Source organism: Streptomyces sp. NBC_01176 (assembly GCF_045039825.1).
Classification (GTDB): Bacteria; Actinomycetota; Actinomycetes; order Streptomycetales; family Streptomycetaceae; genus Streptomyces.
On record NZ_CP108600.1, the window covers coordinates 233,337 to 259,306 of the forward strand.

The following is a 25,970-nucleotide window of genomic DNA, read 5'->3' on the forward strand; positions in this document are numbered from 1 at the left end:
TCTCATCCGAGGTGCCCGGCCTTGAGGCGTACGGCCTGTTTGAGCACCTGGGTCCCGTCCGCCGCGTCGAGGGTGCGGGTGAGCAGGGCGCGCAGCCGGGTGAGGCGTTCGGCCAGGGACAGTTCGTGGTGGTGCCGGGTGAGGGCCTCGAACTCGGGCAGGCCGAGGAGTTCGGCGAGGAGGACGTTGGCGAGGTCCTGGGGGGTGGGTTCCTCGATGGTGACGGCGATGTGGAGGGAGGTGCCGATGCGGGCGGTGGCGGAGTGCGGGGTGCCGTGCGGCATGTAGAGCACGTCGCCGGGGCGCAGGGTGACCTCCATGCGCCGGTCGTACGGGATGACGCCGCCGGTGTAGCGGTCGGAGTCGCTGGTCGAGGTCTCGTCGAGCCGGCCCACCACCCAGTCCTTGACGCCGGCGATCTGCAGGACGAGGACGTGGGAGCCGTCCATGTGGGCGGCGATGGCGGTCTTGCCGGGTGGGCTGAGGAAGACGAACGACTCGAGTTCGGCGCGGAATTCGGGTGCCAGTGCCTGGACGAGGGCGCGCAGGCGGGGGTGCCAGTGTTCGGGCTGGCTGAACTTGAAGGTGCCGCCGGCGGCGAAGTCCGCCTTGATCTGGGCGGGGTTGATGTAGCCGGGGACGTGGTGGCCGACGATGGTGCGTGAGCGTGTCATCTCGGAGACGGCGGTGCGCACGCCTTCGTCGAAGGCGGTGAAGTAGGGGCGGATCAGCAGCCCGCAGTCCACCTCCTCCCACATCTCCTGCTCGGTGATCAGGCCGGTCAGGTCGGCCGAGGCGCGGAAGACGGCGGGCTGGGTGGCCCAGTGGTCGCGGAAGAACGCGTCGGTGTCGCCGACCAGGTCCTTGAGGGTGATCCGGGTGGCCGGGGCGTCCGGTGCGGACGAAGTGGTCTGTGCGGCCCGGGTGTTGGGGGTGCTGGTGGCGTCGGGGGTGTGCTGGCTCTTCTGGGTGGTGGTCATCCTGTCACCTCCCGCATGGCGGTGAGGGCGGCGTGGGCCCAGGTGTCGTCGTCGAGGTGGCGGGTGTGCGCGAGCAGGGCGGTGCGGACCTGCTCGGTGCGCTGTTCGAGGGTGGTGGTGTGGAAGCGGTGGGCCAGGTCGGAGTCCGCGTCCAGGAGGTGGCGGCCGAGTGCTTCGAGGAGGTCGTCGGGGGTGGGTTCGGTGAGGGTGAAGGTGAGGTGGAGGGAGTCGCCGTCGCGGGCGATGGCGTCGTGGGGCCAGCCGTGCGGCAGGTAGAGCACGTCACCGGGTTCCAGGACGAAGGTGTGGGTGGGGTGGGCGGCGTCGACGTCGAGGCCCGCGTCGGCACGGACCTGCTGCGAGCCGGCGTACAGCTGCCATTCCTTGCGGCCTTCGAGCTGGAGGGCCACGACGTGGGAGGCGTCGCGGTGCGGGAGCATGCCGCGGCTCTCGGGCGGGGTCCAGAAGACGTAGGAGGCCACCGCGACCGGGGCGGCGGCCTGGAGCTGTTCGACGACGGTGCGGGTGGGGCGGTGCCAGTCGGAGAGCTGGTTGAGCTTGAGGGTGCCGCCGGCCGACATCAGCCGGCGGACGGCCGCGGCGTCGGGGAAGCCGGGTCGCTGGTGCCCGATGACGTCCCGGGAGCGGGTGTAGGCGCTTTCCGGCGGTACGGCTCCGTGGCGCAGCACCGAGAAGTAGGGCCAGCGCAGCAGGCTGGCGTCCAGCTTCTGTTCGATGAAGGCGGAGGAGAGGTGGTCGGCGGGATCGACCGCGCCGCGGAGGATCCTGAATTCCTTGTTCCATGCGTCGGCGAAGATTCCCTCGCCGCGCAGAGTGTCCACGAGCGACGTGTTCAACCCGACCCCCAGGGCTCTGGTGTCTTCGGTGTCCGGGCGCCGGCCGGAGCGCTCGGCTGAGTGCGGGCGTTCCGGCCGGGCAGAGCCGTCTGGCGTGTCAGGCGTTGGAGATCTGGTTCATGATCGTCTTCGGGGAGTCGAAGGCGTCCTCCTCCTCGGCGCTGATGTTCGTCTGCGCCAGCTCCTCCGGGTTCTCGGAGTTGTCGATCGCGTTCTTCGTGTCGCGGATACCCATGTCAGCCTCCACAGGCGGCGGGGTTCTCACCGCGGTGGTGCGGTGAGCTGCCCTGGAGCATGCCAGCGGGGCCTCGCGCGGTCCTTGACCGCGCTCGGGTGCGACGGTCGAGCCCCGCCGGGGCGGGCGGGGCGGGGGCGGGGCGTTGGCGAACGGGGGCCGGTGAGCGGCGAGTTGAGGGGAGGGGGTTCGCGGGGGCGGGACTGCGGATCGGGGATCCCGGGCGGAGCAGTGACGAACAGGGGCCGGTGAGCGGTGGGTTGAGGGGAGGGGGCACGCAGGGAGGGGGGTCTGCGGGTCGGGGATCGCGGGCGGGGCGGTGAGCGAACGGAGGCCGGTGGACACGGAGTTGCGGGGCGAGGGTTCGCATGGGCGAGGCCGCGGGTCACGGACCGGTCCGTCGGCGAACAGAGGCTGGTGGAAACCGAGTTCACGGGTGGGGGTTCGCGGGAGCGGGGCCGCGGATCGGGGGATCGCGGGCCGGTCCGTGGGCGAACGGAGGTTGGTGGACGTCGAGTTGAGGGGCGGGGGCGCGCGGGGAGTCAGGGGCCGCGGATCGGGGATCCAGGGCCGGTCCGTGGGCGAACGGAGGCTGGTGGACGCCGAGTTGACGGGCGGAGGTTCGGGAGCGGGGTCGGGGATCGCGCGGCTTGCGGCGTCATGGCCGTGTGGACGCACCGTGCCGGGGGCTGCCGCAGAATTGCACGAGAACGGCTCGAGACGGGGCCCGGACCGGGGGCGATGACGGAAAGCACCCGGTGCGGCCGACACGATGCGGCCGCTGCCGGTGTGCGGTGGGCACGGTCACGCGCCTCCTTGCGTTGCCCGGGTCCGTTCCCCGGCGGCGGCCCGGAGGCGTGCGGCGACGCGCGGTGCCCCCTGGGTCAGAGCGTCTGCGTGGGCATCTCGAACCACATGGTCTTGCCGGTGGCCGTACGGGTGCTGCCCCAGCTCTCGGTGAGCAGATCGAGCAGTTCGGTACCGCGTCCGCCCTCCGCGTCGGCGTCGACGAAGCGGCGTACGGGGCCGGTGGGGTCGGTGTCCTCCACTTCGCACCGCAGGTGGGAGCCGCGTGCGTACAGGTTGAGCCGCAGCGGGCCGCGCGTGTGCCGCAGGGCGTTGGTGACCAGCTCGCTGACCAGGAGTTCCGCGGTGTCGGCCAGGTCCTCCAGATCCCATTCGCTCAGCTGGGCGGTCGCCAGGCGCCGGGCCCGGCGGACCGAGGTCAGCTCCCTCGGCAGGGGCCAGGAGGCGTCCCAGGCAGTGGCCCGGGCGCGCGGCGCGTCGAGCGGCCGCAGGGGCTCCAGGGAGCGCGACCACAGGGCCTGGCTCCGGGTGATCCACGAGGAGGTGGGTGCGCCCTTCTCGGACCGGTCCTCGTCCTGAGCGTGGTCCGCGGCAGCCTTCCGCCCGGGCCCCTCCGTCCGACCGCGGGAGAACCAGGCGAGGCACCCCCGTCGTGAGATCGAGGCGAGGTCGATGGCCCAGGCGGCCATGGGAATCAGTCCCTTCCGTACTGCCGGCGACGATGACCGTCGGGAACGGCGGAGGTCCGACGTCCGGGGCGGCCTGCGCCAGGTCCCACATTCACATTCACGTAGCGGTCGCTACGCCAATAAATATACATGTAGCGAGTGCTACGGTAAATACCTGGACGAAGATTAATGAATCGGACATGCTGGGTTCGTTCGGCCCCGCATCACTGCAGGTAGGAGCCCTTCATGTCACGGCCGCCCGACCCGGCCAAACGACGCGACCTCCTGGAGCAGGTCCGCAAATACATGATCGACAACGGTGTGGCCGACCTGTCCCTGCGCCCGCTCGCCCGGGCCCTGGGGACCAGCGACCGCATGCTCCTGTACTACTTCGGGACCAAGGAACGCATGATCGCCGAGGCGCTCACCGTGTACGAGAGGCGACCGCTCCTGCGCGCCCGGAGCCTGCTCGACCCCGCCGGCTCCCCCCGGGACGCGGCGGGGGTGCGCCGCTTCATGGAGGAGACCTGGCAGCAGTTCAGCAACCCCGACCTGCGCGCCACACTCCCCCTCTATCTCGAGGTCATGGCCGCCGGCCTGCTCCACCCCGAGCGGTACGGGCCCGTCATGCGCGACGTGCTGAGCGGGTGGACCGGCCTGCTCACCTCCGTCTTCCGCGACCTGGGCATGGCCGAGGCCCGGGCCGGGACGGAGGCCTCCCTCCTGGTCGACGCCTCCTTCGGCCTGCTCCTCGCACCCCTGACCGACGGCGACTGGGACCGGGCCGGCGCGGCCTTCCACACCCTCCTCGACCGCCTCGAAGCCGGCTGGCGGGACGTCTAGGCGGTCACCGGAGAGGGTCCGCCGCCCCGCTCCGCCTCGCGGCCCGGGACGGGACGCACGCGGGCAGTGCCGTGGGCGGCGGCGCCCGGTCACCGGCGCGTGCCGCGCGGGCAGTACACATCGGCCGACGGGGGGCGGGGGAGGCATGTCGCCGCCCGGACGCCTGAGGCACTGCGCCACCTGTCACTGAGCACCGTGCCGGCCCATGAGCACCGGCCCGGCCGAGCGGTCCGGATCAAGGCCGGTCCAGATGACGGTCCTGGTCCGGCCGGGCACAGGGGCCCTTGCCGCCGGGCCCGCCAACCGCCCCCGCCCAAGCGCCCGTCGGCCGTCGCCCGCGGCTCCAGCGGTGCTCCAGCGGTGCGAGACGCACTCTCAAGATCCTGTTGCCAACATCTTGGCAAGGTTTTGCCAAGGCGGAGTCGTCCGTCCTTCCGAGCCGCTGTCGAAGGAGCGAGCCCGTATGTCACTCTCCGGCCTGATCGAGCAGCACGTCCGTACGCGGCCCGAGGCGACCGCCGTCACCTACCCCTCGGCCGGCGGCCGCGACGTCTCGCTGACCTACCGGGAGCTGAGCGGGGCCGCCAACCGTCTCGCCGCCCATCTGCGGGCGCTGGGGGTCGGTCCCGGGGACCGGGTGGTGACCGCGCTCGGGCCGGGCCCGGGTCTGGTGACCGCCTTCCTGGCCGTGGTGCGGGCCGGTGCGGCGTACGTGCCGGTGGACCCGGCCCATCCGGGCCTGCGCCGCCGGCTGATCGTGCGGGACAGCGCGGCCCGCGCCGTGCTGACCGAGGGGGCCGGGGCCGGGGAGTACGCGGGACTGGACGCGGTGGCCGTCGACCTGGACGCGGACGCCGCCCTGATCGCGGCCCGGCCCGGGAGCCTGCCGGCCGTGCGGCCGGGGCCCGAGGACGCGGCCTACGTCTGCTACACCTCCGGGACCACCGGCACCCCCAAGGGCGTCGTCGTCCCGCACCGCGCCGTCCTGGACCTCGTCGCCTCCACCGACTACGTGCGTCTGACACCGGACGACGTGGTCGCCCAGGCCGCCAACCCCGCCTTCGACGCGGTCACCTTCGAGATCTGGTCCGCTCTCGCCGCCGGTGCCCGTCTGGTCGGGCTGGCCAAGGACACCGTCATCGATCCGGCCCGCTTCGCCGCCGCGGTCCGCGAGCACGGCGTGAGCACCGTCTTCCTGACCACCGCGCTGTTCCACCAGATCGCCCGCGAGCGGCCCGACGCCTTCGCCCCGCTGCGCACCGTCCTGTTCGGCGGCGAGGCCTGCGACCCGCGCCGGGTACGGCAGGTCCTGGCGGCGGGCGGGCCCGAGCGGCTGCTGCACGTGTACGGGCCCACCGAGACCACCACGTTCGCCACCTGGCACGAGGTGACCGCGGTCGCGAAGGACGCGCGGACCGTGCCGATCGGACGGCCGCTGGGTGCCACCGTCGCCGTCGTGGTGGCCGCGGACGGCCGGCCGGCCGCGCCGGGCGGCAGCGGTGAACTCCTGCTGGGCGGGCCGGGACTGGCCACCGGCTACCTGGACCGGCCCGAGCTGACCGCGCAGCGGTTCGTCGAGGACCGCTTCACCCCCGGCGGGGGCCGGCTGTACCGCACGGGCGACCTGGTGCGGCTGCGCGAGGACGGGGCGATGGAGTTCACCGGCCGGGTCGACAACCAGATCAAGCTGCGCGGCTTCCGCATCGAGCTCGGCGAGATCGAGTCCGTGCTGACCGCGCATCCGGCGGTGTCCGAGGCGGTCGTGTCGGTGCACACCACCGCTGACAACAACGACCACAACGACGGCAACGACGGCAACGGCGCGGGCGGGGAGCGGCGTCTGGTGGCGCACGTGGTGCCGGCCGCGCACCGGGCCGCGGCGCGGGAGAGCGAGCAGCTCACCGAGTGGAAGGAGATCTACGAGACGCTCTACGACGACGCCGCCGGGGCCGCGTACGGGGAGAACTTCGCGGGCTGGAACAGCAGTTACGACGCCCGGCCCATCCCGCTGGAGCAGATGCGGCAGTGGCGGGCGGCGACGGTGGAGCGCATCCGTGAGCTCGGCGGGCGGCGCATCCTGGAGATCGGTGTCGGCACCGGTCTGCTCATGGCGCAGCTGGCCGGCGCGCCGGAGTGCGAGGAGTACTGGGCGACCGACTTCTCCGCCTCCGTCATCGAGGCGCTGCGCGCGCAGACCGGGGCGGACGAGCGGCTGCGCGGCAAGGTGCGGCTGAGCTGCCGGGGCGCCGACGACCTGGACGGCCTGCCGGCCGGGCACTTCGACACCGTCGTCGTCAACTCGGTGGTCCAGTACTTTCCCCATCTCGCCTATCTGCGTTCCGTCGTCGAGGGTGTGCTGCCGCTGCTCGCGCCCGGCGGCTCGGTCCTCCTGGGTGATGTGCGCAACCTCGACCTGGCGTCCTGCCTGCAGACCGGGGTCGAACTCGCCGCCCGCGCCGGGCAGCCGGAGCCGGGCGACGGCGCGGACGTGTGGCGCGCGGTCGAGCAGCGGGGGGCGCTGGAGACCGAACTGCTGCTGTCTCCGGACCTGTTCGCCGCCTGGGCGCGTGAACTGCCCGCCGTGCGCGCGGTGGACGTGCGGGTCAAGCGCGGCGGCGCGCACAACGAACTGACCCGTTACCGCTACGAGGCGGTGCTGTCCACCGCCGCTCCCGTCCTGGACCTCTCCCCCGCCTCCCGTGTGGTGTGGGGCCGTGACGCCGCCTCCCCGGCCGGTGTGGAGGCGTACCTGCGTGCGCGGCGGCCCGCCGCCGTGCGGCTGGCCGGGGTGCCCAACCGGCGGGTGCACGGCGAGTGGACGGCGATGCGCGCCCTGCGGGACGGCACGGCGGGCCCGGCCGGCGCGGTGGCCCTTCTGTCCGACGGCGGGAGCGCGCCCGACCCGGAGGAGCTGTGCGCGGCCGGGGAACGCGCCGGCTACCGGGCCCTGCCGACCTGGTCGGCCGAGGAGGGCCGGCTCCTGGACATCGTCTTCGTCGACCCCGTACAGGTGCCCGCCGGTCCCCTGACCGGTGTGTACGCGGGCCCCGAGGTGCCCGCCGAGGCCTGCGCCAACACGCCGACCGCGTTCGGAAGCACCGTCGACACCGAGGTCGTCCTGCGGGCCTATCTGCAGGAGCAGTTGCCGGACTACATGATCCCGTCGGCGCTGATGACCCTCGCGGCGCTGCCGCTGAACGCCAACGGCAAGGTGGACCGTGCCGCGCTGCCCGTGCCCGCGTTCAGCGCCGACCGGCCCGGCACGCCGCCCGGCACCCCGCTGCAGGAGATCGTCCGTGATCTGTTCGCCGAGGTGATCGGTGTGCCGCGGCGCACCGTCCACGCCGATTCCGACTTCTTCCGGATCGGCGGGCACTCGCTGGCCGCGGCCCGGCTGCTGGCCCGGGCGCGGGCGGTGCTGGGCGCCGATCCGGGCAGCCGTGCCCTGTACGAGGCGCCCACTCCCGCGCTGTTCGCCGCTCTCGCCGGTGACCGGCCGGCCGCTGCCACCGGTCCGGGCCGGGCCTGCGCCGGGGAGGGCTGCGCGGTGCTGCCGCTGCGACTGCGCGGTGCGCTGAGCGTACGGGCGCTGGAGGAGGCGCTCGGAGACCTCGGGCGGCGTCACGAGGCGCTGCGCAACAGCCGGCTGGGGTCGGCGGGCACCCGGCTGCGTACCCTGGCCGCCGACGACCATCTGCTGGAGCTCACGGTGCCCGCCGGCCTGGTCGACCTGTGGTCGCACACCCCGCTGGCCGCCGAACTCGCCCTGGCCTACGGGGCGCGGGCCACCGGTGACGCCCCGCACCGGGACGGCGGCGTGCCGGAGGCGGCTCCCCGGGCGGCGGCCGGTGATCTTTCGCCCACGGTGCTGCCGGGCAGCGGGCCGTCCCCGGCCGGCGGCCGGGACGGCGGCCGGCTCGACCTCGACTGGGACGCGGGCCTGCACGAGCGGCTGGTCCGGCTGGCCGCCGAGCAGGGCACCACCCTGTTCATGGTGGTGCACGCGGCGCTCGCGGCCCTGCTCGCCCGGCTCGGCGCGGGAGACGTCATCACCCTGGCCGCGCCGGTGCCGGCCCGCGACAGCGCCGCCCTGCGCCGCGCCGTGGGACCCTACGGGCGGGTGCTGGCGCTGTCCGTGGACACCTCCGGCGACCCGGCCTTCACCGACCTGCTGCGGCGGGTGCGCACCGCCGACCTGGCCGCCTACCGCTCCGGCGGCGCGGCCCTGGCCCGGCCCGGCGGCATCGCCCTGAGCGTCCTGGCGGAGAGCTGCGGCGAGTACGAGGCGGCCGGGCTCACCGTGCAGGCGGCCCCGCCGCAGCTCCCGGCGCAGGACGCCGACCTCGGCCTGACCCTGACCGAACGCCACACCCCCGCCGGTGCGCCGGCCGGCATCACCGTCAGCGCCGCCTTCGATCACGAGAGCGTCGGTGAGACGGCCGCCGCCCATCTGACCGGCCTGCTGACCGCGCTGCTCGAGGCCGCTCTGGACGCTCCCGCCACCGTCCTGAGCAGGCTGCGCACCGCGCCCGAATCCCTCGCCGGCGGTACGCGGCGGTGGGCGGGGCCGGCGCTGGAGCTGCCCGAAGAGGGGGTCGCCGCCCTGTTCGCCGCGCAGGCCGCCCGGGCCCCCGGCGCACCGGCCCTGGCAGGTATGGACTACGCCGAACTGGACGCCCGTTCCGACCTGCTCGCCCACGCCCTGCTCGCCCACCGGGCCGGCCCCGGCACCGCGGTGGCCACCGCGATCGCCTCACCGACCGGCTTCGCGGTCGCCGTCCTCGCCATCGCCAAGACCGGCGCGGCCTGCCTGCCCCTCGACCCGGCCCGCGCCCTGCCCGCCTCCGCCCGGCCCGCCGTACTGCTCCTCGACGAGGCCGCCGACCGCGCTCTGCCGCCCGTACCCGAAGCCGCCCGCCTGGTCCGCGACCCGGCCGCCGACCTGCTGCCCGCCATCCCCGCCCGGCCCGTCCGCCCACCGCACCCCGCGCACCCCGCGCACCCGGTGGTCCTGGCCCCCGCCACACCGGACACCACCGGCACGCCGGACACCACCACTACGGCGGACGTGGCCGCGGCGGCGGGCCCGCTGGTGGAGATCGGCTCCGAGGCCGTCGCCGCCGCCACCCTCGCCCCGGCCGCCGACGCGGCCTGGCTGAGCGCCGGTTACCCGGACGCGGACACCGCCCTCGGCCTGCTCGCCGCCCTCGTCCGCGGCGCCCGTGTCCATCTGCCCGCCGGCCCCCTGGAGGGTGCCGCACCCGCCGCCGTCCTGGACTGGCTGCGCGGCTGCGGCGCGAGCGTGCTGCTGGGCGCCGCGGGCGAGGCGCTCCTGGCCCGCGCCGCCGCCGAGCACCTCACCCTGAGCGTGCCCGGCGGCTGGCCGGAGGGCCGGCTGCGGATCGAACACACCCCCGCCGGGCCCCGGCCCGCCCCGGGCCACCGCGCCTACGTCCTGGACGCGCAGCTGCGGCCCGCCGCGGCCGGCCGCACCGGAAGCCTCTACATCGCGGGCGCCGGCGTCGCCCACGGCTACGCCGGCCGGCCCGCCGCCACCGGCGAGCGTTTCCTGCCCGACCCGCTGGCCGGCCCCGGCGAGCAGACCGCCCTCATGTGGCGCACCGGCCGGGCCGCCCGCATCGACGCCGACGGCCGGCTGACCGTGCTGGGCCCGCCCCCGGCCGACGACCCCTTCGCCGACGAGTACGGCACCTTCGTCGTCCTGTCCGACGCCCGCGACCGCCACGCCCTGTGGCCGGCCTCCGTACCCGCCCCCGAGGGCTGGCACGAGACCCACGCCGAGGACCTGTACGAGCTGTGCCTGGACCACCTGCAGACCACCCGCTGACCCGGCCCCGCGCCCGTCGGCGCCCACCGCACCGGCATTCGCACCCGCACCCGCACCCTCTCCTGTAGCCGTAAGGGACCCGCCATGACCGTCATCGCCCCCGCCCGCCCCACGAGTTCCGCCCGCCCGGCCGCCGCCGCGGGGCCCCTGCCCGCCCCGGAGCCGGCCGGCGACCCCCGCCACCACGTGCTCGACCTGACCGCCCGCGAGGCCCGCGCGGCGCACGCCCTGGCCGCGTCCTGCGCGCGGACGTTCAAGGCCGCCGACGACCCCCGGTTCGTCGACGAGGCCCCGGTGATCGCCCACGAACTGCCGCTCGCGGTGCGCCGCCACCTCAACTCCGCCCGCCGCGACGAGAACACCCACGCCACCCTGGTCCGCGGCCACCTCGTCGACCAGGCGGCCCTGGGGCCCACCCCCGGCCACTGGAGCGCGGCCGACACCGAGGCGAGCCAGGTCCACGGCTGCCTGCTGGTGCTGTACGCGGCGCTGCTCGGCGACATCACCGGCTGGGCCACCCAGCAGGCCGGCCGGCTGGTGACCGACGTTCTGCCCAGCAAGGGCTACGAACACAGCCTCGTCTCCGCCTCCAGCGAACTGGAACTGGCCTGGCACACCGAGGACGCCTTCTCCCCCCACCGGGCGGACTGGGTGGGCCTGTTCGCGCTCCGCAACCCGGGCCGGGTGCCCACCACCGTGGCCCACGTCGACGTGCGCCAGGTGCCCGCGGACGTGCGCGAGGTGCTGGCCCGGCCCCGGTTCGCCGCCCTGCCCGACACCTCCCACGAGTTCGCCGCCGACACTCCCCCGGCCGAGCCGGTCGCCGTCCTGTCGGGCCACCGCGACCTGCCGGTGCTCCGCATCGACCGGGACTTCTTCACCGCGCTGCCCGGCGACCGGGAGGCCGAACGGGCCCTGGCCTGGCTGGTGGCGCACCTGGACGCCAACCTCACCGACGTGCTGGTGCCCACCGGCGCCGTCTGCTTCCTCGACAACCGCAACGTGGTGCACGGACGGCGCCCCTTCAGCGCCGGCTTCGACGGATCCGACCGCTGGCTCAAACGCGTCAACCTCGTCCGCGACCTGCGGCGCACCCGGCCCGGCCGCCTCGACGGCGCCACCCGGGTCATCGGCTGACACCCCCGCCCGCACGGCCCCGCCCCCCGCCCGCCCCGCCGGCCCGCCCGACCTCTGGAGACCGCCATGCCCAGCACGCCCTCCCGTCCCGCCGTCCTGCTCGTCGAAAGCCGCCGGGCCACCTTCACCGACAGCGTCCTGGCCCGCGACGACGTGGACGTCGTCCTGCTGCGCTTCGACTCCGTGCCGCTGAGCGAGGACTACCTCCGGCGCACCGCGCACCTGCCCACGTTCACCCTGCGCACCGCCGCCCCCCTGCACGAGGAGGCCGCCCGCTACCTGCGCTGGATGAAGGGCACCCGGGGCCTGCCCCGGCCGCGGTTCTTCTGCAACCCCAACGAGGCGCTGCAGGAGCGCGCCCAGCGCTTCGCCGCCCTCGTCGACCTGCCGCACCTGACGCCCCGGCAGGTCGCCTGGGTGCGCAACAAGAAGACCATGAAGGACCGCTACGCCGAGCTCGGCATCCCGCACGCCGCCTACCGCGCCGTGCACAGCCTCGACGACGTCGCCGCGTTCGGCGACACCCACGGCTGGCCGGTCGTCCTCAAGCCCGTCGACTCCGACTCCTGCCTGCACACCTACCGCGTCGACTCCCCCGCCGCCCTCGCCGCGATCCCGCCGCTCGACCCCGGCCTGGACTGGATGGCCGAAGAGTTCGTCCGCGGCCGCGAGTTCCAGCTGTGCGCCGTCGTCGCCCGCGGCCGGGTCGTGGACGCCTACCTGTCGAAGAACCCCCGCCCGATCCTGGAGGTCCTCGACGGCGCGATCAACGCCAACATCACCTACGCGCCCGGCGAACACCTTCCCGTCGACGCGCGGGCCCTGGCCCAGCGGCTCACCGACGGCCTGGACCTGCCCTTCGGCTACCTGCACGGCGAGTTCTTCCTCACCGACGACGGCTCCTTCCGCATGAGCGAGGTCGCCGCCCGCCTCAGCGGCTGCGAAGTCCCCGTGAACCACTCCCTCGCCTACGGCTTCGACTTCCTGCACGTCATCCTCGACACCTACCTCGACCGGGTCCCGCACCCCGTCTACACCCGCGACCGGGCCGTCGGCGACCTGCTCCTGCCCACCCGGCCCGGCCGCGTCGTCCACATCAGCTCCGAGGAGGAACTGCTGCGGCTGCCCGGCGTGATCGGCGCCCACCTGGACGCCGCCCCCGGCGACGTCCTCGACCCGCCCCGCGCCTCCCACGCCTCCACCGGCTACGTCCACGTCGAGGGCGCCACCGCCGACGAGGTCGAACAGCGCATGCACGCCGTCCTCGACCACTTCGAGCTGAAGGTGGACCACCCGTGAACGCCGTGAGCACCCCCACCGCCCCGGCCGTCATGAGCACTTCAGCCGCCGTGAACACCCCCGCCGTCACGAGCCCCGCGAACACCCCGGCCGCCACAAGGACTTCGGCCACCGCGGACACCGGCCCCGGTACCGGGCGGCCGCCGCTGTTCGCCCCGTACACCTCGCTCGGCGACTACACGCGGGCCGTGGCCGGCGGCCGGGGCCCCCTGCCGGTGTTCACCGGCCCCCGCACGGACCTGCTGGACGGCATCGCCCTGGCCGAAGAGGTCTACAGCGGCCTGCGCACCCCCGAACCCTGCGACACCGGCGTCGTGGCCGGCGGCCCGCTGCCCGCCGCGCTGAACGCGCTGATCCGCCCGCTGGCCCGCCACTGGGTGGACGACCCCCACGACCTGCCGGACACCGGATCCGTGCTGCTGGTCGGCACATACGCCCACCTGCGCGCCGACGCCGTGCAGCACACCCTCGACGCCGCCCACGCCACCGGGCGCCCCCTGTCCCTGCTGACCGGCCGCGACGTGCACAGCCTCAGCTGGATGGCGGCCAAGCAGTACGCCCGCGTCACCGCGAACGCCCCGGTGGGTGTCCTGTCCGAACTCGACACCGCCGCCCCCGCACCGCAGGCCGACGTATGGCTCGGCGCCGGCGACGTCCACCGCCTCGACGTCCAGCAGATCGCGCTGGGCCGGGTGTGGCGGCGGGTCCTCTTCCACGGCAACGGCAAGGACGACCAGCTCAACCTCGGCCAGTTCACCCTGTGCGGAGCGAGCCCCGCCGCGGCCGCACCCGCAGGGCCCGGTCCCCGCTGCGCCTACGGCCTGGGCTGCACCAAACCGCAGGACAAACTCATCCCCGCCCGCGGCATCCGGGCCGCCGAACTGGTACTGGCCAACTGCTTCAGCGGCGCCCTCGCCGGCCACGCGATGTACGACCCGAAATACCTCATCCTCCTCAACGCGCTCGACGGGCCCGCGCAGACCGTCGTCGCCACCCTCACCGCCTGCGACGGACAGCGCCCCGAGAACCTGGCCTGGCTCACCGCCACCACGGCCGCCGGCAGCGCGGCCCTCGCCATGAACCGGCAACTGCGCGACATCAACCCCTACCCCGCGTTCGTCCAGGCCGGCCTGCAGTCCTCCGGCCTCGAACCGTCCCACCCCCACCCCCACTCCCCCGCCGGCACCGACGCCTTCGGACCCTCCGATTCCCCCAGCCCCCTCAACTCCACCGGCTCCACCGGCTCTTCCGGGTTCGCGGAACCCTCCGGCCCGGACCCGGCGGTCTCGGCGGACACGGCGGGCGGCGCCCGGGACGGGGCCGTGGACACGCACGCGGACACGCACGCGGACACGCACGCGGACGGGACCGGGAGCGGGGAGGAAGGCCCGGCTGCCCCGTACCCGCCGCTGCACCGGCTCGGCGCCCGCCTGTCGGGCCTGCTCGACAGCGGGCTGCTGGGCCCCGACTACCCCCTGCGCCCCCGGCTGCGGGCGCTGGCGGACACCGTGCTGCGCGACGCGGTGCGCACCGTGGCCCGGTCCGCACCGGACGCCGGCCCGGCACTGGCCGCGATCGCCGCCGAGACCAAGTCCCTCGACCTCGCACTGGCCCACCGCTTCGCCAAGCACCACGACGACCCCGCCCTCGCCTTCCCCACCTACTTCGGCGAGCGCAGCACCGCCGCAGCGCCCGTCGCGCTCGACACCCCGTGCGCCTGCGGCCGGCCGCTGCGCTCCTACCGCCGCCACGGCCGGGTACCGGCGATCGCCGACACCGTCCAGACGGTGTGCGCGCGCTGCGGCGACGTCGCCAACGCCCACACCGGCGCCGTCGAACTGCACGTGAAGGCACCCGCCGAGGCCGCCGCGGGCGGCACCCTGCACGTGGTGGTGGAGGCGGTGGCACCCCGCGACGGCACCCTCAATCTGGGCATCGTGCTGCCGCTCTACCTCGACGCCCGGGTGGGCCCCGTGCTGCGCCGCGTCGAGGCGGTCGCCGGACAGCGCGCCCACGCCGAGTTCACCCTCGACCTGGCCCCCCGAGCCGCCCCGCAGGCCTACTACTTCTGCCCCTTCGCCGTACAGGACCTGGGCATGAGCGTCTCCCGGGTGCACTTCACCGTCCTGCCCCGTCCGTAGGGAGCCCGCCATGAACCCCGCCACCGCCGCGCCCGGGCACGCCCCGCGTCTGCGCGGTCCGCTCGGCCACCGCTCGTTCCGCCGGCTGGCCGCCGGACGGGCGCTGGTGTACTGCGCCAACGCGATGGCCCCCGTGGTCCTGGCCTTCGCCGTCCTCGACGCCTCCGGCTCGACCACCGCCCTGGGCCTGGTCGTCGGGGCACGCTCGGTGGCCAACGTGGCGCTGCTGCTGGCCGGCGGGGTCGTCGCCGACCGGATACGGCGCACCCTGGTCGTACGGGGTTCCGCGCTGGCCGCGTGCGGAGCGCAGACGGCGATCGCGCTGAGCGTCCTGCTGGGTCTCACCTCGCTTCCCCTGCTGACCGCGCTCAGCGTCCTCAACGGCGCGCTGGCCGCACTGTCGCTGCCCGCCTCCGCCGCCCTGACCCCGCAGACGGTGCCGGCCGGCCTGATCCGCCCGGCCGGTGCGCTGATGCGGATGGGCACCAACCTCGGCATGATCGCCGGTGTGTCGCTGGGCGGCGCGGTCGCGGCCGGATGCGGGGCCGGCTGGGGACTGGCCTGCAGCGCGGCGGCGTTCGGCGCGGCGGCCTGGTGCTTCCTGGGAGTGCGCACCGCGCCCGCCGACACGCCCGGCCCCCCGCCCGGCCGCACGCATCCGCTGCGGGAACTGCGGGCGGGCTGGCGGGAGTTCACCGCGCGCCGCTGGGTGTGGATCGTGGTGGGGCAGTTCATGGTGGTCAACGCCGTCGTCGCGGGCGGCATCCAGGTGCTGGGACCGGCCGTCGCCGATGCCACGTTCGGGCGCGGTGTGTGGGGCGCGGTGCTGGCCGCGCAGATGGCCGGGGCGCTGCTGGGCGGTGTCCTCGCCGCCCGCTCCCAGGCCCGGCGGATCCTGCTGGTGGGCGTGGCGGCGGTGGCGGTGGAGGCGCTGCCGCTGGTGGTGCTGGCCCAGGGCGGCGGGGCGCTGCTGCTGGGCGCGGCGATGTTCGCCAACGGCATCGCGCTGGAACAGTTCGGAGTGGCCTGGGACGTGTCGCTGCAGGAGAACGTTCCCGCCGACCGGCTGGCGCGCGTGTACTCCTACGACGCGCTGGGCTCGTTCGTGGCCCTGCCGGTGGGCGAGATGGCCGCGGGTCCGATCGCCGCGCACACCGGGACGAGCGGCGCGCTGCTGGGCGGGGCCGCGCTGGTGGTGTGCGCGACCGCGGCGGCGCTGTGCAGCGCCCAGGTGCGCTCGCTGACCGCCGCCCCGGTTGTGGCGCACTCCGCCGGGCCCGACCAGTCCCCCCAGTCCGCCCAGTCCGCCCAACCCGCCCGGTCCGCCTAGCCCGTTGGCCTCCTGGCCCGTTGGGCCGCCGGGCCCGTTGGTCCGCCTGGCCCGCGCGGGCCGCCGCACGGCCCGTGTCCGGACGTCGCGGGTGTGCGGTGCGGGAAGTCGTGGCCGCCGGTGTGCCGGCGGGCCGGGTGCGGGAAGGTGTGGGCCGTGCGGCGGTGCCCGACGCGGGCCCGGGAACGCGGCCGAACATGCGAAACGTGCGGGACGTGCGGGACGTGCGGGACGGGCCGAACATGCGGGACGTGCGGGTCGGCCCGTGCGGGCGGCGCGCGCCGGACGCGGGGGCGGTGCGCCGTGCCGCCGCACGCCCTGGGCGCGGGACGTGTGTGTTTCCTCCCCGGCCCGGTGGCCGGGCCTTCCACGCGAGGAGCGGTCGATGACGCGCTGGCTGGTCACCGGGAGCGGCGGGGCGCTGGGCCGCGAGGTGCGGGCGCGGCTGGCCGGCGGACAGGTCACCGCGCTCGACCGGGCCGGCCTCGACATCACCGACCCGCGGGCCGTGCGGGCCGCGGTCGCCGGCCACGACGTGGTGGTCAACTGCGCCGCCTGGACGGACGTCGACGGCGCCGAGAGGGCCGAGGCCGCCGCGACCGCCGTCAACGGGACGGGCGTACGTCACCTGGCCCTCGCCTGCCGCCGCACCGGCGCCCGGCTGCTGCACGTCTCCAGCGACTATGTGCTGCCCGGAGACGGCACCGAGCCCTACCCCGAGTCGGCCCCGACCGGCCCGGTCAACGCCTACGGCCGCGGCAAACTGGCGGGCGAACGGGCGGTCACCGAACTCCTGCCCGACACCGGCTACATCGTGCGCACCGCCTGGCTGTACGGCGAACACGGGCAGAACTTCGTCGCCACCGTCCTCGGTCTCGCCGCCCGCAGGGACACCGTCGACGTCGTCGACGACCAGCACGGACAGCCCACCTGGTCCTACGACCTGGCCGGGCTGCTGGTCGCGCTCGGCCGGGCCGGCGGCGCCCCGCCGGGCGTCTACCACGCCACCGCCGCCGGCCGCACCACCTGGTACGGCCTGGCCCGGGCCGCGTACGAACTCAGTGGGCTGGATCCCGACCGGGTGCGCCCGACCACCTCGGCGGCCTTCGCCCGCCCGGCGCGCCGGCCCGCGTTCAGCGTCCTGGGCCACGCCCGCTGGGCCACGGCGGGGCTGCCCGCTCTCCCCCACTGGCGCACGTCGCTCGCCGAGGCACTGCGCCGGCCCGCCTTCACCGCCCTCACCACCTGCGACGTCCCCTCCTGAGCCGGGCCGGCCGGGGGCGCGGCGCAAGGCCCGGCGAACCAGGGCGCGGCGAACGAGGGCGCGGCGGACGGGTGTTCAGTCCTGGCGGGCGGCGGTCCAGGCGGCGAGCTGTTCGGGGGTGACGTCCGGGTCGGCGACCAGGGTGGCCAGTTCGTCGTCCGCGGGGTGGCGGGTGGCCAGTGCCGGGCAGCGCCGGCAGGCGTCGACCCCGGCCTGTGCCCACCACTGGCAGCCGGCCCGCAGATGGCAGCGCGGCACGGTGCCGCCCGCCGGCACCGGGTAGGCCGCCACCATCCGCTCCACCAGGGTGCAGTCACCGCCCCGGCGGTTGGCGCAGTCGGCGACGCAGTGCGAGGCGAACCGCAGGATCCGGCGCGGTTCGATGTCCGCGGGGATCTGGTCGAGCACCGCGGCGGCCGGGACCGCCTCGGCGAGGTACGTCACCTGTCCGTCGAGGCCGGAGCGCACGCCCAGGACCAGCGACTCCGGCGCGTGCGCCGCACCGCTGGGGCACCAGCTCGCAGGGGTGCCGGCCCCGGCGCCGGCCGGGCGCGCTGGCTCCCGGCCGGCGGCGGCCGCGTCCGGGCGCGCGGGGTCGCGCGTCAGCACGGCAGTACGGAGGAGACGTCGACGCTCATGCCCCGGGCCGCCGGGGACAACGGCACGCTCACGGCGGCCTGTTCCCGGGCCACGGCCCCGGCGATGCTGCGGGCCAGCTGCGCCCGTGAGGTGATGCGCTCCGGCCCGGCCGGTGTCTGCGCGGGTGCCGCGCCGGCGGCGGCCAGGACGAGTCCGGTGGCCGCGACGGCCGCCGCGACGCCCGTGACACTGCGGGGGTGCTTCATACCGCCTCCTCCGTGTCCCGGGGCGACGGCGGGGTGACGGGTCCGGGCGTGACCTGGGCGCTCGCCGCGCCCGCGGCGGCCAGGACCAGTCCGGTGACCGCGGCGACGGCCGCGACCGTACGGGAGTGCCTCATGCGGATGCCTCTCGTTGTGCGGGGACGAACCTCGACGCCCCAGCGTGGCCCGGAACTTCACAGAGGCCCTCGAGGCCCGCTGGAGGCCGGCTCGAACGATCTTGGGAAACGGGCGAAGGGTTCACGCCGGAGTGCTTCAATGGCCCCCGTGAAGGCCTGAATTGACCAGCAATGACCAGCAGGGAGCGGGCACGGGGATGCGGAAGTCGTATTACGCGGCACACGTCTACATGATCCTGGGAGTGATCTCCGGGCTGTATTACCGGGAGTTCACCAAAGCCAAAGATTTCGACGGTGAAACCCAGCTGGCGCTCATGCACACCCACCTGCTCGCGCTGGGCATGATGGGCTTCCTCATCGTCCTCGCCCTGGACAAGCAGTTCGCGCTGTCCGGGACGAAACTGTTCACGTACTTCTTCTGGTTCTACAACGCGGGCATCGCGATCACCGTCGCCATGATGTTCGTGCACGGCACCGAGACCGTGCTCGGCGACCATGTGCCCGAGGCGGTACCGCTCACCGCGGGTCTGGGGCACACCCTGCTCACGGTCGGGCTCATCCTGCTGTTCGTGCTGATCGGCAAGCGCCTGAACGAGCCCGCCGGGACCGGACCCGCCGAGCCGGAGCAGCAGGCCGAGACGGCCAGGACCCCGGTCTGAACCACCGGGCCCCCACCGCACCGCCTGCGGACCGGCCGGCATGCCCCCGGGCCACCGGCCCTGGAGCCACCACGCCCTGGAGCCACCACGCCTTGGAGCACCGAGCCTTGGAGCCACGGGGTGTCCGAGGCCGCGCGCGTGCGGCCCCGTGGGCCGGTTCGCCGTCGATTCGTCAGGCGGGCTGGGCCGCGGGGCCGAGCAGGACCTCGGTCAGCGCGGCCAGCCGCCGGCCGGTGAGGCCGGGACGCAGACGGCGGCCCCCGGTGAGGACGGCCAGGCCGTGCCAGGCGCTCCACAGGACCTCGGCCAGCAGTGCGCCGTCGCGGCCGGCCGCGAGGGGCGCGACGGCGAGGCCGATCTCGGCGAGGACGTCCGCGAGCGGCGCCGGCGTCTCCCCGGACGTGCCCCGCGGAGTGTCGTCGGGGGCGTCGTCGGGGGCGTCGTCGCCTCCCGGGTCGAGGGTGAGCATGGCCTGGTAGAGGACCGGCCCGCGTTCGGCGAAGTCGACGTAGGCGCGGGCCACCGCGTCCAGTGCGCCGCGCGGCTCCGCCTTGCCCAGGCGGGCGGCGCGCAGGGCGGCGGCGAGTTCGGCGAAGCCCTCCAGGGCGACCGCGTGGACGATGGCGTCCTTGTTCTTGAAGTGCTGGTACAGCACGGGCTGGCTGTATTCGATACGGTCCGCGAGACGCCGCGTGGTGACGTGGTCCCAGCCTTCGGCCTCGGCCATCTCGCGGGCCGTGGTGAGGATCAGGCGGTGGCGCTGGGCCTGCTCGCGCAGGCGTCGTTCTCGGAGCGTCATGGACCGACTTTAGCACTTTCAGCGATAATCGAGCTGTCAGTGATAGGCTTTCTGCCTTTGAAATTCGGGGGGTTGCCGTCCTGTCGTGCGGCGGGGCGGGTGCCGTCGTGCGGCCGCGTTCGAGCGGCCTTCGAGGCGCGGGCGCCAGCATCGGGGCACGACTGCCCACAGAGAGGGCCCGCCCATGCTGACGCCGACTCCCCTGGAGGAGCTGCTCGACCTGGCCGCGGACGTCATCGGCTGCGACCGGCGCGTCCTGCCGGCCGCGGCGGCGGGGTCCCCCTTCATCACGCTGGGCGGCGGCCTCGGGCAGGCCGTACGGCTCCAGGCGCGCGCCGAGCAGCAGTTGGGCCTGGCCGTGGACCTGGCGCAGCTGCTGGGGCCCGCCCCCCTCGCGGACGTACTGGCCCGGGCGCGTCCGGCGCCGGTGCGGGCGCCGGGGCCGGCCGCGGGCGGCGGGGGCGTACGGGCGCTGCTGCCGGGGCAGTCGGCGGCGCTCGCCGCCGAGCGGGTCGCCGGTGCCGGTGCGGTGGCCCGGATCGTCAGCGCCGAGCTGTCCGGCCCGCTGGACGCGGGCGCGCTGCGCCGTGCGCTGGCCGCGCTGGGTGCGCGGCACGAGGGCCTGCGGACCGCTTTCGCCACCACCCCGCGCGGCCCTGTGCGGCGGGTGCTCGCCGTCTGTCCCCCGCCGCTGGTCATGCTGGAGCCGCTGGCCGCGGGTCCGGGCGAGGACCTGGTGGCGGCGGCGCACGCGCGGCTGGCGGTGCGGGCGGGGCGGCTGGTGGGCCGGCCCGGCCTGCCGCCGCTGGTCTTCGCGCTGACGCCGCTGGCGGCCGGTGCGCAGCTGCTGTCGTTCGTCCACCACGACGCCGTGGCGGACAGCCGGTCGGCCGCCCTGCTGTGGCAGGAACTGCTCGCCGACTACGACCGCGCCGTCCGCCGCCGCCCGCTGGACCACACGCCCCGCCCCGGCCCGGACGCGCCGCACCGCACCCGGCCGGCCGCCCGGCCCGGCCCGGCCCGGGTGCTGCCGGCCGAACGCGCCGAGCAACTGCGCTCCCTGGCAGGCGGCCTGGACCTGGCGCCCGCGGCGCGGCCGGCGGCCGCCTTCGACTACCGCGGCGAGCAGCTGCTGTTCGGCCTCGGCACGCGGCTGCGGGACGCGGCCGACGCGACGGCCCGGCGGGCCGGTGTGCCGCACGGCACGGTGCTGCTGGCGGCCTGGGCACTGGCGGTGGGCCGGCGCGCGGGCCGCGAACGGCTGCTGGTGGGCACCGAGATGCCGCGCCGGCCCACCGCGGAGCTGCTGCGCACCGTCGTGCCCTGCTCCGCGACGGTGCCGGTGGCCTGCGAACTGGCGGGCGGCGTCGACTACTTCCTGCGCGGCATCGCCTGCGCGTTCAGCGAGGCCCTCCAGTACGCGGATGTCGACGACGCCGATACGGCGCGCGCCGCGGGGGTGCCCGTAGACCGCTTCCGCGCCGCCCTGACGCAGGTGACGTTCGCGGCCCGCGACGAGCTGCTGCCCGAGAGCATGCGGGCGGGCGGGCTGAGCGCGCGCTTCCATCACGGGCACCCGGGCGCCGTCACCGCGGACGCCGCCCTGACGGTGCTGCGCTGGCGCGAACACCCCCTGCTGAGCCTGGAGTTCGCCTCCGCACAGCTCACCCGTGCGCAGGCCGCACAGCTCGCCCGCGCGCTGCGCGCCGCCCTGACGGCACTGGTGACCTCACCCCCGCACACACCGGTCGAGGACCTGCCGGACACCCCGGCCGCGCGCGACGAGACGCCCGCCGGCCGCCCTCTCGCCCTCCCCCTGCCCTGACCCGCCCACCTCTTCCGCACTCCCCCACTCCGGCTCGCGGGCCCCGAACTCCGGCTTGCGGACTGCGGGTTGCGGACTGCGGGTTGCGGACTGCGGTTTGCGGACTGCCGGGCGGGCGCCTTCACCGCACGGCGGGAGGTCGTGGCGTGCGGCCGGGCAGGAGACGCGGGGGACGCAGGCGCGCACCGGCGTCGTACGGCAGGGAGGCGAGGGTGCCCCACGGCGGACGGGGGCATCCGGTGCGCGCGTACCGGGGGAGTGCACGCGCGCACCGGAGCCGGGGACCGGGCGGCCGGCGGATCGGCACCCGGAGGCGAACAGACCGAACAGGCCGGGCGGGTCGGGCCGGTCAGGCGGTGAACTGCGGGAGGCGGGCCGCGGTTTCGGCGGGGTCGGGCATCGCGGCGATCTCGGCGGCGACCTTGCGGGCCGCGTCCCGGTAGCTCTCGTCGCCCAGGATGCGGCGGGCCTGTTCGGTGACCGCGTCGGCCGACAGGTCACCGGCGAGGATCACCTCGCCGGCGCCCGCGTCGCGCACGGCGGTGCCGTTGGCGGGGCCGTCGGCGCCCTGCGGCAGGATCAGCTGGGGCAGGGCGGCCGCCAGTGCGGCCAGGGTGGTGCCCGCGCCGCCGTGCTGCACCACCAGCGCCGCCCGCTTCAGTGCCTCGGGCTGGGCCACCCACTCCACCGCCACCACGCGCTCGGGCAGTTCACCCAGGTCGGCGACGGCCACCACGGGTCCGGTCGCCACCAGGACCGGCACCTGGAGCGGCAGCAGCCCGTCGATGACCGTGCGCAGCACGTCCACCGAGCCCAGTGCGGTGCCCAGGGTCAGGTAGACGAACGGGCCGTCCGCGTCGCGGATGCCCGCGGGCAGTTCACCCGGCTCGCCGTAGGCGACGGGGCGCTGTTCGATGCGGGGCAGCGGGGCGGCCAGGAAGCCGGCGTCCTGCAGCGACGGCGGGCAGATGTCGATGTACGTGGCGGCGAGCGCCAGCAGCCGGCCGTAGGGCACGCTCACCCCGAGGTCGGCCGCGGTGGCCAGCAACTCCTCCTGGATCCGGGCCTCTTCGGGGCCCATCGCCATCACCCCGACGCCGTGCGCGACGGCGGGCACACCCGCCAGCCGTGCGGCGAAGGCGGCGCCCGGGTTCATCGCCTCGTAGACGACGAGGTCGGGGCGCCGGTCGGCGAGGACGGGCGCGAGGTCGGCGGCCACCCAGCGGGGCAGCACCGAACCGAACACCTTCACATGCAGGTCCGCCAGCACCTCCGGCGGCACGTCCTGGGCGCCCAGGTCGGCGCCGTCGTGCTCGAGGGAGGCACTACCGCGCACTGCTTCCATGAACGCCTCGGGGACCGAGCGGCCCGCCGCCACCGGCTCCAGGCCGGCGGCCCGCAGGGCCGGGTGGAGCTGCTCGCCGGTGGCGAACACCACCTCGTGGCCCGCGGCGCGCGCGGCCTTCGCCAAGGGAAGCAGGGGATAGACGTGCCCGAAGTTGCCCGCGCTGGCAAAGAGGATTCTCATACCGCCTCAGCGTAGGGACGCCTCACCCCTTTGTCTAGCAGTGACAATAAATCTAGCATTGAAAGAAACCGGGAAGGGGCGGCGGGAGGGGCGGCTGCTCCGAGCGGGCCGTCCCACGTGGGCGGCCCTCTCCGCCCCTCCCCCGGGCCGGGTGCCGGGGGATGCCTCGAGCGGGCGTGCGGGGCGTTTCGAGGCGCCCTCCAGCAACGGCCGATCGCCCTGCCGGATGGTCGTGGGCGGCGGCCTGGCCCTGGGCGCGCGGGACACGGCGAAGGAGTCATGTTTTATGACCATCACCCAAGCGGTGCCCCCGGGCGCCCTCACCGGCCTCGGGCGGCGCTTCACGCTGTCGGCCCAGACCCTGGACAGCCCGGTGACACCCAATCCGGTCTTCCGTGAGTGGTTCGCCGAGCAGCGCCGCACCAACCGCTACGAGGTGCGGCGCATCCCCTTCCGCGAGCTGGTCGGCTGGCGCTTCCAGGGCGCCACCGGGAACCTGGTGCACGACAGCGGCCGGTTCTTCTCCGTCGAGGGCCTGCACGTGCGCACCGAGTGGAACGGGCACGCCGCGTCCTGGTCGCAGCCGATCATCAACCAGCCGGAGATCGGCATCCTGGGCATCGTCGTCAAGGAGTTCGACGGCGTCCTGCACTGCCTGATGCAGGCCAAGATGGAACCCGGCAACATCGAGACCGTCCAGCTGTCCCCCACTGTGCAGGCCACCCGCAGCAACTACACCGGGGTGCACCGGGGCGCCCCCGTGAACCACATCGAGTACTTCGCGCCGCCGCGGACCGCCTCACGGGTGCTGTTCGACTCCCTCCAGTCCGAACAGGGCTCCTGGTTCCTGCGCAAGCGCAACCGGAACATGGTGGTGGAGGCGCTCGGCCACGTCCCCGAGCACGAGGACTTCGTGTGGCTGACGCTCGGCCAGATCCACCAGCTGCTGCACGAGTCGAACGTGGTCAACATGGACGCCCGTACCGTGCTGTCGCTGATCCCGTCCTTCGCCGACGAGGGACCCCCGCTGCACTCCATGGAGCACCTCCTCAACCGGCTCACCGAGATCAAGGCGCACCGGGAGCTGGTGCAGACCAGCATGCCGCTGTCGGCCGTACGGCACTGGCGGCGCACCGAGGACGGGATCTCCCACGACAGCGGCCACCACTTCACCGTCATCGCCGCGTCCGTGGCCGCCGCCAACCGCGAGGTCACCCGCTGGACCCAGCCGCTGCTCGCGCCGGCCGAACAGGGCCTGTCCGCGTTCCTGGTGCGCCGCATCGGCGGCGTGCCGCACCTGCTGGCGCACGCCCGCTCCGAGGCGGGCGTGCTGGACGTGGCGGAGCTCGGCCCCACCGTGCAGTGCCAGCCGGGCCGCGCGCTGACGCTGCCCGCACCGCGCCGGCCGCGGTTCCTGGACCTGGTCCTGCGGGCCGAGGCCGGCTCACTGCTGTACGACACCGTGCAGTCCGAGGAGGGCGGGCGCTTCCACCACGCGGGCAACCGCTACGTCCTGATGGAGGTGGGCGGCGACTTCCCCGTCGACGTGCCCGAGGACTTCCTGTGGGTGACGGTGGACCAGATGTCCGCGCTGCTGCGGCACAGCAACTACCTGAACATCGAGGCCCGTACGCTGCTGACCGGGCTGCGCGCGGCCTGGGCGCGCGGCGGGGCGTACGCCCGGTGAGCGCGCCGGGAGGACCCGTGCTGCGCGTCGGCGTGCTGGGCTGCGCGGACATCGCCGGACGGCGCATGCTGCCCTCGATGGCCCGCCAGCCGCTCATCCGGGTGAGCGCCGTGGCCAGCCGCAGCCTCGCCAGGGCGCGGACGTTCACCGACCGGTTCGGCGGCACGCCGGTGGCCGGCTACGCGCGGCTGCTGGAGCGCGAGGACGTGGACGCGGTGTACGTGCCGCTGCCGCCCGAGCTGCACACGGAGTGGACGCTGCGGGCGCTGGCGGCCGGCAAGCACGTGCTGTGCGAGAAGCCGTTCGCGCTGCGGCAGGCCGACGCGGACAAGGCGGTCGCTCTCGCCCGCGAGCGCGGCCTGCTGCTGATGGAGAGTTTCATGTTCCTGCACCACTCCCAGCACGCCCGCGTCCGCCGGCTCCTCGACGACGGGCTGATCGGCGAACTGCAGCTGTTCGGCTCCGAGTTCGGCATCCCGCTGCGCCGCGACGGCGACGGCGCCCTGCGGCGCGCCAGCACCCTGCCCGAGGTCGCCGCCTACCCGCTGCGCGCCGCGCAGCTCTTCCTCGGCCCCGGCCTGCGGGTGGCCGGCGCCCATGTGCGCCCGGCCGGCCCGCACGGGCCCGCTCCCGCGGGCGGCGCGCTGCTGACGGCCCCGTCCGGGGCGGCGGCCCAGCTCGCCTACGGTGTCGAGCACGCCTACCGCAGCGGTTACGACCTGTGGGGCAGCCAGGGGCGGCTGCGGCTGGACCGCGCCTTCAGCACCCCCGACGAGCACGTCCCGGTGCTGCACGTCGAACGCGGCGGCGCCGTCGAGGAGATCCGCCTCGCGCCGGACGCCCACTTCACCAACATCGCGGGCGTCTTCGCCCGCGCCGTCCTCGACGGCGAGGACTTCACCCCGCACACCGAGGCCGTCCTGGCCCACGCCCGGCTCGTGGACGAGGTGGAACAGGCCGCCGCCACCCGGCCGCCCGCCCCCTGACCGACCCCTCCCCCGCCCCCCCGGCCGGCCGCCACCTGACCGGCGGCCGTCGCCGCGACGGAAGCCGGGGGCGGGATGGGGTCGGGGGTATGCGGGCG

At 75.3% G+C, this 25,970-nt stretch carries 20 protein-coding genes; 11 read left to right on the forward strand and 9 right to left on the reverse strand.

The features are described 5' to 3' along the window. Positions 1-2: 2 nt before the first annotated feature. From OG199_RS00630 to OG199_RS00645, 4 genes are all read right to left on the reverse strand, one after another. Positions 3-980, reverse strand: a complete 978-nt coding sequence (locus OG199_RS00630) for a JmjC domain-containing protein (protein ID WP_401808843.1) — start codon at positions 978-980, stop codon at positions 3-5. Further along, positions 977-1,822 (reverse strand): JmjC domain-containing protein, encoded by an 846-nt coding sequence (locus OG199_RS00635; RefSeq protein WP_401808840.1) that lies wholly within the window; start codon positions 1,820-1,822, stop codon positions 977-979. Before OG199_RS00635 ends, OG199_RS00630 begins: the two co-directional genes overlap by 4 nt. 112 nt (positions 1,823-1,934) lie before the next feature. Further along, on the reverse strand, positions 1,935-2,072 hold the full coding sequence (locus OG199_RS00640; protein WP_168500444.1) for a hypothetical protein: 138 nt from the start codon (positions 2,070-2,072) through the stop codon (positions 1,935-1,937). 884 nt (positions 2,073-2,956) lie between these two features. Continuing rightward, complete coding sequence (locus tag OG199_RS00645; RefSeq protein WP_401808836.1) at positions 2,957-3,568, reverse strand: ATP-binding protein; 612 nt, start codon at positions 3,566-3,568, stop codon at positions 2,957-2,959. A gap of 225 nt (positions 3,569-3,793) precedes the next feature. Here OG199_RS00645 and OG199_RS00650 point away from each other — a divergent pair, with 225 nt between their 5' ends. The 7 genes from OG199_RS00650 (at position 3,794) to rfbD (ending at position 17,409) form a co-directional block, all read left to right on the forward strand. Beyond that, positions 3,794-4,390 carry a TetR family transcriptional regulator gene (locus OG199_RS00650; protein ID WP_405827237.1) on the forward strand — a complete coding sequence of 199 codons (597 nt, stop codon included), beginning with the start codon at positions 3,794-3,796 and terminating at the stop codon, positions 4,388-4,390. A 463-nt stretch (positions 4,391-4,853) separates the two neighbouring features. Beyond that, entirely contained in the window at positions 4,854-10,238 is a 5,385-nt protein-coding gene (locus tag OG199_RS00655) for an amino acid adenylation domain-containing protein (RefSeq protein WP_405827239.1), read from the forward strand. Between the two features lie 84 nt (positions 10,239-10,322). Next, complete coding sequence (gene gntD / locus OG199_RS00660) at positions 10,323-11,375, forward strand: guanitoxin biosynthesis L-enduracididine beta-hydroxylase GntD (protein WP_405827241.1); 1,053 nt, start codon at positions 10,323-10,325, stop codon at positions 11,373-11,375. A gap of 66 nt (positions 11,376-11,441) precedes the next feature. Further along, on the forward strand, positions 11,442-12,674 hold the full coding sequence (locus tag OG199_RS00665) for an ATP-dependent carboxylate-amine ligase (RefSeq protein ID WP_356803255.1): 1,233 nt from the start codon (positions 11,442-11,444) through the stop codon (positions 12,672-12,674). Beyond that, positions 12,671-14,815: a hypothetical protein gene (locus tag OG199_RS00670; protein WP_405827243.1), complete on the forward strand. Its 2,145-nt coding sequence runs from the start codon at positions 12,671-12,673 to the stop codon at positions 14,813-14,815. The genes OG199_RS00665 and OG199_RS00670 overlap by 4 nt, the downstream gene beginning before the upstream one ends. A 10-nt stretch (positions 14,816-14,825) precedes the next feature. Beyond that, positions 14,826-16,145 carry an MFS transporter gene (locus OG199_RS00675; protein WP_405827245.1) on the forward strand — a complete coding sequence of 440 codons (1,320 nt, stop codon included), beginning with the start codon at positions 14,826-14,828 and terminating at the stop codon, positions 16,143-16,145. Positions 16,146-16,530: 385 nt separating this feature from the next. Beyond that, positions 16,531-17,409 (forward strand): dTDP-4-dehydrorhamnose reductase, encoded by an 879-nt coding sequence (rfbD, locus tag OG199_RS00680; RefSeq protein WP_405827247.1) that lies wholly within the window; start codon positions 16,531-16,533, stop codon positions 17,407-17,409. Between the two features lie 75 nt (positions 17,410-17,484). On the opposite strand, the gene OG199_RS00685 is transcribed toward rfbD, so the two are convergent. The 3 genes from OG199_RS00685 to OG199_RS00695 are packed head-to-tail and all read right to left on the reverse strand — an operon-like array spanning position 17,485 to position 18,388. Then, complete coding sequence (locus tag OG199_RS00685) at positions 17,485-18,018, reverse strand: hypothetical protein (RefSeq protein WP_405827249.1); 534 nt, start codon at positions 18,016-18,018, stop codon at positions 17,485-17,487. Continuing rightward, complete coding sequence (locus tag OG199_RS00690; RefSeq protein WP_356803246.1) at positions 18,012-18,254, reverse strand: hypothetical protein; 243 nt, start codon at positions 18,252-18,254, stop codon at positions 18,012-18,014. The genes OG199_RS00685 and OG199_RS00690 overlap by 7 nt, the downstream gene beginning before the upstream one ends. Beyond that, positions 18,251-18,388 carry a hypothetical protein gene (locus tag OG199_RS00695; RefSeq protein ID WP_168525281.1) on the reverse strand — a complete coding sequence of 46 codons (138 nt, stop codon included), beginning with the start codon at positions 18,386-18,388 and terminating at the stop codon, positions 18,251-18,253. The genes OG199_RS00690 and OG199_RS00695 overlap by 4 nt, the downstream gene beginning before the upstream one ends. Positions 18,389-18,585: 197 nt before the next feature. On the opposite strand from OG199_RS00695, the gene OG199_RS00700 reads away from it, so the two are divergent. Continuing rightward, on the forward strand, positions 18,586-19,047 hold the full coding sequence (locus OG199_RS00700) for a DUF2871 domain-containing protein (RefSeq protein WP_266708779.1): 462 nt from the start codon (positions 18,586-18,588) through the stop codon (positions 19,045-19,047). 172 nt (positions 19,048-19,219) lie between these two features. Here OG199_RS00700 and OG199_RS00705 read toward each other — a convergent pair whose 3' ends face one another. Further along, positions 19,220-19,846 carry a TetR/AcrR family transcriptional regulator gene (locus tag OG199_RS00705; RefSeq protein WP_405827252.1) on the reverse strand — a complete coding sequence of 209 codons (627 nt, stop codon included), beginning with the start codon at positions 19,844-19,846 and terminating at the stop codon, positions 19,220-19,222. 184 nt (positions 19,847-20,030) lie between these two features. Between OG199_RS00705 and OG199_RS00710 the strand changes: the two genes are divergently transcribed. Next, positions 20,031-21,671: a condensation domain-containing protein gene (locus OG199_RS00710; protein ID WP_405827254.1), complete on the forward strand. Its 1,641-nt coding sequence runs from the start codon at positions 20,031-20,033 to the stop codon at positions 21,669-21,671. A 349-nt stretch (positions 21,672-22,020) separates the two neighbouring features. On the opposite strand, the gene OG199_RS00715 is transcribed toward OG199_RS00710, so the two are convergent. Then, positions 22,021-23,199: a nucleotide disphospho-sugar-binding domain-containing protein gene (locus tag OG199_RS00715; RefSeq protein ID WP_356803241.1), complete on the reverse strand. Its 1,179-nt coding sequence runs from the start codon at positions 23,197-23,199 to the stop codon at positions 22,021-22,023. A 286-nt stretch (positions 23,200-23,485) separates the two neighbouring features. Here OG199_RS00715 and OG199_RS00720 point away from each other — a divergent pair, with 286 nt between their 5' ends. Together OG199_RS00720 and OG199_RS00725 are read left to right on the forward strand one after the other, a co-directional pair. Beyond that, positions 23,486-24,886, forward strand: coding sequence for an NDP-hexose 2,3-dehydratase family protein (locus OG199_RS00720; protein WP_405827256.1), 1,401 nt, complete (start codon positions 23,486-23,488; stop codon positions 24,884-24,886). A gap of 17 nt (positions 24,887-24,903) precedes the next feature. Beyond that, on the forward strand, positions 24,904-25,872 hold the full coding sequence (locus OG199_RS00725) for a Gfo/Idh/MocA family protein (RefSeq protein ID WP_405827258.1): 969 nt from the start codon (positions 24,904-24,906) through the stop codon (positions 25,870-25,872). Positions 25,873-25,970: the final 98 nt, after the last annotated feature.

Excerpts from the sequence above, each read along its gene's own strand:
- OG199_RS00630 (WP_401808843.1), bottom strand. The coding sequence starts at position 980 with ATGACCACCACCCAGAAGAGCCAGCACACCCCCGACGCCACCAGCACC.
- OG199_RS00640 (WP_168500444.1), bottom strand. The coding sequence starts at position 2,072 with ATGGGTATCCGCGACACGAAGAACGCGATCGACAACTCCGAGAACCCG.
- OG199_RS00645 (WP_401808836.1), bottom strand. The coding sequence starts at position 3,568 with ATGGCCGCCTGGGCCATCGACCTCGCCTCGATCTCACGACGGGGGTGC.
- OG199_RS00650 (WP_405827237.1), top strand. The coding sequence starts at position 3,794 with ATGTCACGGCCGCCCGACCCGGCCAAACGACGCGACCTCCTGGAGCAG.
- OG199_RS00655 (WP_405827239.1), top strand. The coding sequence starts at position 4,854 with ATGTCACTCTCCGGCCTGATCGAGCAGCACGTCCGTACGCGGCCCGAG.
- gntD (WP_405827241.1), top strand. The coding sequence starts at position 10,323 with ATGACCGTCATCGCCCCCGCCCGCCCCACGAGTTCCGCCCGCCCGGCC.
- OG199_RS00665 (WP_356803255.1), top strand. The coding sequence starts at position 11,442 with ATGCCCAGCACGCCCTCCCGTCCCGCCGTCCTGCTCGTCGAAAGCCGC.
- OG199_RS00675 (WP_405827245.1), top strand. The coding sequence starts at position 14,826 with ATGAACCCCGCCACCGCCGCGCCCGGGCACGCCCCGCGTCTGCGCGGT.
- rfbD (WP_405827247.1), top strand. The coding sequence starts at position 16,531 with ATGACGCGCTGGCTGGTCACCGGGAGCGGCGGGGCGCTGGGCCGCGAG.
- OG199_RS00690 (WP_356803246.1), bottom strand. The coding sequence starts at position 18,254 with ATGAAGCACCCCCGCAGTGTCACGGGCGTCGCGGCGGCCGTCGCGGCC.
- OG199_RS00695 (WP_168525281.1), bottom strand. The coding sequence starts at position 18,388 with ATGAGGCACTCCCGTACGGTCGCGGCCGTCGCCGCGGTCACCGGACTG.
- OG199_RS00700 (WP_266708779.1), top strand. The coding sequence starts at position 18,586 with ATGCGGAAGTCGTATTACGCGGCACACGTCTACATGATCCTGGGAGTG.
- OG199_RS00705 (WP_405827252.1), bottom strand. The coding sequence starts at position 19,846 with ATGACGCTCCGAGAACGACGCCTGCGCGAGCAGGCCCAGCGCCACCGC.
- OG199_RS00710 (WP_405827254.1), top strand. The coding sequence starts at position 20,031 with ATGCTGACGCCGACTCCCCTGGAGGAGCTGCTCGACCTGGCCGCGGAC.
- OG199_RS00715 (WP_356803241.1), bottom strand. The coding sequence starts at position 23,199 with ATGAGAATCCTCTTTGCCAGCGCGGGCAACTTCGGGCACGTCTATCCC.
- OG199_RS00720 (WP_405827256.1), top strand. The coding sequence starts at position 23,486 with ATGACCATCACCCAAGCGGTGCCCCCGGGCGCCCTCACCGGCCTCGGG.